General features: G+C 64.8%; 5 protein-coding genes. 3 read left to right on the top strand and 2 right to left on the bottom strand.

The features are described from left to right. Positions 1–174 precede the first annotated feature (174 nt). Together YWC_RS0126765 and YWC_RS31145 are read right to left on the bottom strand one after the other, a co-directional pair. Complete coding sequence (locus YWC_RS0126765) at positions 175–807, bottom strand: cbb3-type cytochrome c oxidase subunit II (protein WP_027868088.1); 633 nt, start codon at positions 805–807, stop codon at positions 175–177. 3 nt (positions 808–810) lie between these two features. Then, on the bottom strand, positions 811–2,418 hold the full coding sequence (locus YWC_RS31145) for a cbb3-type cytochrome c oxidase subunit I (protein ID WP_036216378.1): 1,608 nt from the start codon (positions 2,416–2,418) through the stop codon (positions 811–813). Positions 2,419–2,794: 376 nt separating this feature from the next. On the opposite strand from YWC_RS31145, the gene YWC_RS0126755 reads away from it, so the two are divergent. The 3 genes from YWC_RS0126755 to YWC_RS31135 all read left to right on the top strand — a co-directional run. Next, a complete protein-coding gene (locus YWC_RS0126755) occupies positions 2,795–3,559 on the top strand; it encodes a glycosyltransferase family 2 protein (RefSeq protein WP_027868087.1) in 765 nt (254 codons plus the stop codon). Next, entirely contained in the window at positions 3,556–4,260 is a 705-nt protein-coding gene (locus YWC_RS31140; RefSeq protein WP_051306789.1) for a TVP38/TMEM64 family protein, read from the top strand. Before YWC_RS0126755 ends, YWC_RS31140 begins: the two co-directional genes overlap by 4 nt. Continuing rightward, positions 4,232–4,810 (top strand): ArnT family glycosyltransferase (locus YWC_RS31135; RefSeq protein WP_036216375.1); only part of this gene is annotated, 579 nt, incomplete at its 3' end. The genes YWC_RS31140 and YWC_RS31135, both read left to right, overlap by 29 nt.

Raw genomic sequence — 4,810 nt, 5'->3', positions numbered from 1 at the left:
CCTGCAGCGCCCGCCGCTGCGCCTGGTACTCGGACACATAGGTCAGCAGGCCCCAGAAGGCCAGCGCGAACACGAGCGCCACCACGAACAGGGGAACCGGGCGCGTGCGCTCCCATGGATCGAAGGCCTCGTCAACNTGCGGCGCTGCCGGGCGCTTGCCTGGATCGTTCTNGTTCATCGCTGTTCTCCCTTGGACAAGGCGTAGCCTTCGTCGCGGACGGCTTCGCCCGCCGGCGCCGCCGGATAGGTTCGGTTCAGTCCCTGCAGGTAGGCCGCCAGGTCGAGCGCTTCCTGGCGCGCCACCACGACCTCGCCCTTCGGCTGGAATTCCGGGGGCAGCTTGACGACGACGTCGCCCGGCGCGGCCTGCTTCTTGCGCTCGAACAGGTAGGGATAGGCGGGCATGATGCTCCAGTCGAAAATCGCACGCGGCTGGTACAGGTGGGTCAGGTGCCAGTCGCGGCTCGGCAGGCGCGCGCCCACATTGAGCAGGTCGGGGCCGGTGCGCATGGTGCCGAGCTGGTGCGGGCGGTCATAGGCGAAATCGGCCGACGTCGGGGCCCGGCCCCAGCCTTTCGACAGGTCGGCCAGGGTCTGGCCGGCCGCGCGCGGCTGCTGGCTGTGGCAATAGACGCAGCCCTGGTTGATGTACTGCTGGCGCCCGGCCAACTGCTGCGGCGTGTAGTCCGCCAGCCCCGGCGCGGGGGCCTGGTCGCGGATCTGCGCGCCGGGGATCACCACCAGCATCAGGGTCGCGAAAGCGAGGATGGCGATGGCGCCGACGAAAATAGGAATGATGCGGTTCATAGATCAGGCTCCAGCGGTGACTGCGGCAGGCGCCTGGCCGGCGATGGACGTGCGAAGCGTGCCCTTGCCCATCAACAGGGCGGCGATATGGAAGGCGAACACAAGGTGGCCCAGGGTCATCAGGCTGCCGCCGAGCGAGCGCGCCTGCAGGTAGGGGATGGTCGCCCGTGTGACGGACTCGAACGAGCGGCCCGTGTCGAGCAGGCCCACGCCCTGCAGCCAGCCGCCGGCGGAGACCGCCAGGAAATACACCGCGAAGCCGCCGACCACCAGCCAGAAATGCAGCTTGAGCAGGCGCGGCCATGGCCAGTCGCGTCCGGTCAGGTAGGGCAGCATGTAGTAGAAGGCGCCAAACAGCACCATGCTGGTGAAGCCGTAGGCGCCCAGGTGGGCGTGGCCGACCGTATAGTGCGTGAAGTGAGTAACCGAGTTCACCGGGCGCAGCGCCTGCAGCGAGCCCTGAAACGAGGACAACGTGTACATCAGCGCGCCCAAGGCCACGAAGCGCAAGGCAACCGACTGCTTCAAGGCCCAGGCGTTGCGGGCGACCGTGGTGTGCTGGTTGATCGCGACCGCGATCACCGGGATGAACATCATCACGCTATGGACGATCGACAGCGTTACCAGCCAGGTAGGCACTGGGGCGCCGATCAGGTGGTGGATGCCGACCTGGCTGTAGAACAGCGCGAGGCCCCAGAATCCGAGCAGCGATAGGCTGTACGAATACACCGGCTGGCCGACGATCTTCGGGATCAGGTAGTAGGCCGTCCCCACGCCGAGCGGGGTTAGCCACAGGCCGAGCACGTTGTGGGCGAACCACCAGTTGACCGTGGCCTGCTGGACGCCGGCGTGCAGGCCCGGCAGGTTAGCAATGAAGTACAGGACCGGGAACCATACCAGGCCGCCCAGGAAATACCACCCCGACACGTAGATGTGGTGCGACTTGCGGTGGCGCGCCGTCATCACCAGCGGGAAGGCCAGGCAGGCGCCGCCCACCGCGAGTAGCAGCCCAATCTGCCATGGAATCTCGAGCCATTCGACGCCTTGCGTGTAGCCCAGGGCGATGGCGGTCACGCCCATGGCGACGCCGATGGTCCAGACCATGGCGCCGAACATGGCGACGCGCGGGTAACGCAGAGGCGTGTGAAAGATGCGCGGCACGATCCACAGCGCCGAGGCGATGCCGGCGACCGACAGCCAGCCGTAGGCGACCAGGTTCAGGTGCATGGTGCGCATGCGTCCGAAAGTGAGCGGCGCGTGGCCTACGAGCCAGTCCGGCAGGTGCAGCTTGAGCGACGCGATCACGCCGAAGACCGAGCCCAGCACCAGCCAGAACGCAGCGACGGCCGCCATCAGCAGCACGGTACGGCGCCCAGCGACGTCGATCCGTTCACGGATCACATCGAAGCGGTGGGCGTGAGAGCCTTCCGGGGCACGGCCGAAAGCGGTGGTGTCGTCGGGCGCGGCGGTCTCGCCTGGCTCGAAGATCGTGGAGGCATCGCTTTGTGACAGCGCGAACTGGCGGCGGGCGATGGCCCAGATCAGGAAGCCGAGCGCGGCAAGCGATGCGGTAAAGCTCAGTGCGAGCAGTAGTCCGATTGTGATGGGCATGGCGTTGGAATGGTAGCGGGCTGCGCCAGGCTGGACACTGCCCTGTTCATCGGGTACGCAAACTCGGAACCGCGCTGATTGTCGATCAGGTCACGTCGCCGACATGTACCATGCATTTACTTTGGGCAATTCTTTGTTGCGGAGTGCAATGGTACGCAGCATCGATTAAGTCAGGATTAAGGAATGTCCTTGCGGCTTGCCGTTCCTGGCCGGGTGCAACGCGCGGTGCTTCAACGACCTCCGCCCGCATTCTTGTTTAACGGGAATTTAACGCCGACTGTTGCAGAATGATGTGGTGTCAACAAAATATAACGTCGAGCAGCCCGTCCACCACGGAAACGCCACAGTAAAAGTCCCTTTGTAAAGATTAAACAACATGCCTGAGGAAACAAACGACAAACAAGCATTCCTCGTCTCGGTGCTGATCCCAGCAAAGGACGAGGCAGAGAACATCGGGCACCTCGTGGACGAAATTCACCGCGCCCTTGCCGGCCGTTATTCCCATGAGGTGGTCCTGGTCGACGACGGCAGCAACGACGACACCGGCATCGTGTTCCTGCGGCATTGCCAGCAGTCGGGCACGCCGGCTCGGCTGATCCGCCACGCGCGCAGTGCCGGACAGAGCACGGCCCTGTGGACCGCCGCGCTCCACGCCGCCGGGCGCTTTTTCGTCACGATAGACGGTGACGGCCAGAACGACCCTTCCGACATTCCGGCACTGGTGACACAGGGGCTAACGTTGGAAGAGAGGCACCGGCATTTCTGCATTGCCGGTTTCCGCAAAAACCGGCGCGACACGCGCTGGAAGAGAATTCAGTCGCGCATCGCCAATGCCGTGCGCCGCAGCATACTCGACGACGGCGTACCGGATACCGGCTGCGGCCTCAAGCTGGTGCCGCGCGAAACCTGGCTTGGCCTGCCCTACTTCGACCACATGCATCGCTTCGTGCCGGCACTGGTCAAGCGCCTGGGCGGCGCGATCGCGGTAGTGCCGGTGCACCATCGGCACCGCACCGCCGGCGTATCGAAATACACGGCCTGGAACCGGCTGTGGGTCGGCATCGTCGACATGTGGGGTGTCAGCTGGCTGATCCGGCGCAGCAAGCTGCCGCTGATCGAACGCATGGAAGTGCAGCAGTGAAAGCCGAACTGAAATTGCTGCTCAAGCCGCTGCTGCTGAGCTGCCTGCTGGCGCTGGGCTTTGCCTCCCTCCATTTCCAGTGGTGGGGAACCTTCACCGAAATGGACCTGCTGGACCGGCTGTTCGAACGGCATTGGGCGATTGCCTGGCCTGTTTTCGTGATCACCGGCGTCGTGTATACCGCGCTCGGCGGCCCGCGCCAGCTGCTCGCCTTCAGTTGCGGTTACTTGATGGGGGGCTTGGCGGGTGCGCTGCTGAGCACCGCCCTCACCGGATTCGGCGCCCTGCTGGCGATTTACTGGGTGCGCAATATCGGCATGGAACGCATGCTCAGTCGCCATGGCGAACGCGTCGCCTTCATCTCCCGGCTGCTGGCGGAGGAGACCTGGCTGTGGGTCTGCACGGTGCGCCTGATGCCGGTCGGGAGCAACCTGGCGACCAATATCGCGGTGGCGCTTGCCAGGCTGAGCATACCGGCGGTGTTCTGGGGCAGCCTGCTGGGCTACCTTCCCCAAATGCTGCTGTTCAGCTTCGCCGGCGCAGGCCTGGCCTTGCAGGACGAGCAGCAGCTCTGGATCAGCCTGCTGATGCTGGTATTGTCCACGGCGCTCGTGCTCTATCTCTACCATCATGGCTTCAAGCAGCGGCTACATGAAATCCGAGGACAAACGCATGCAACTCCCACCCAATCCCAGTGCTAGGCAAGACGGAAGCTGGTGGCCGTGGATCGCTGCCCTGCTGATCGCGGCCCTGTTCGCCGGCATCGGGCTGCGCGATCCCTGGCCTGCCGACGAGCCGCGCTTTGCCCAGGTCGCTCGCGAAATGGTGGAATCGGGCCAGTGGCTCTTCCCAACGCGCGGCAGCGAGTTCTATCCGGACAAGCCGCCGGTCTTCATGTGGCTGATCGCCCTCTTCTACCAACTGACTGGACAACTGAAGATCGCATTTCTGCTGCCCAGTGCGCTGGCGGGCCTGGGGACGCTGTGGCTGGTATTCGACCTCGGGCGGCGCCTGTGGGGAGAGAAGGTCGCGCGTTCGGCTGTGCTTGCGCTCGCGTTCACGCCGCAGTTCTTGCTGCAGGCCAAGGGCGCGCAAATCGATGCGCTGGTCTGCTTCTGGATCACCCTCGGCTGCTACGGACTGCTCCGTCACTTTCTGCTCGGTCCGGCCTGGGGCTGGTATGCCGCCAGTTGGGTGGCGATGGCCCTGGGCATCGTGACCAAGGGCGTCGGTTTCCTTCCCGCACTGATG

The sequence above is a fragment of the Massilia alkalitolerans DSM 17462 genome (assembly GCF_000427785.1).
Classification (GTDB): domain Bacteria; phylum Pseudomonadota; class Gammaproteobacteria; order Burkholderiales; family Burkholderiaceae_D; genus Telluria; species Telluria alkalitolerans.
Note: the sequence above shows the minus strand (reverse complement) of the source record. Positions and strands in the feature narration are given on the sequence as shown.

What these genes read in the sequence shown, in the direction of transcription:
- YWC_RS0126765 (WP_027868088.1), bottom strand. Translation starts at nt 807, where the DNA reads ATGAACCGCATCATTCCTATTTTCGTCGGCGCCATCGCCATCCTCGCT.
- YWC_RS31145 (WP_036216378.1), bottom strand. Translation starts at nt 2,418, where the DNA reads ATGCCCATCACAATCGGACTACTGCTCGCACTGAGCTTTACCGCATCG.
- YWC_RS0126755 (WP_027868087.1), top strand. Translation starts at nt 2,795, where the DNA reads ATGCCTGAGGAAACAAACGACAAACAAGCATTCCTCGTCTCGGTGCTG.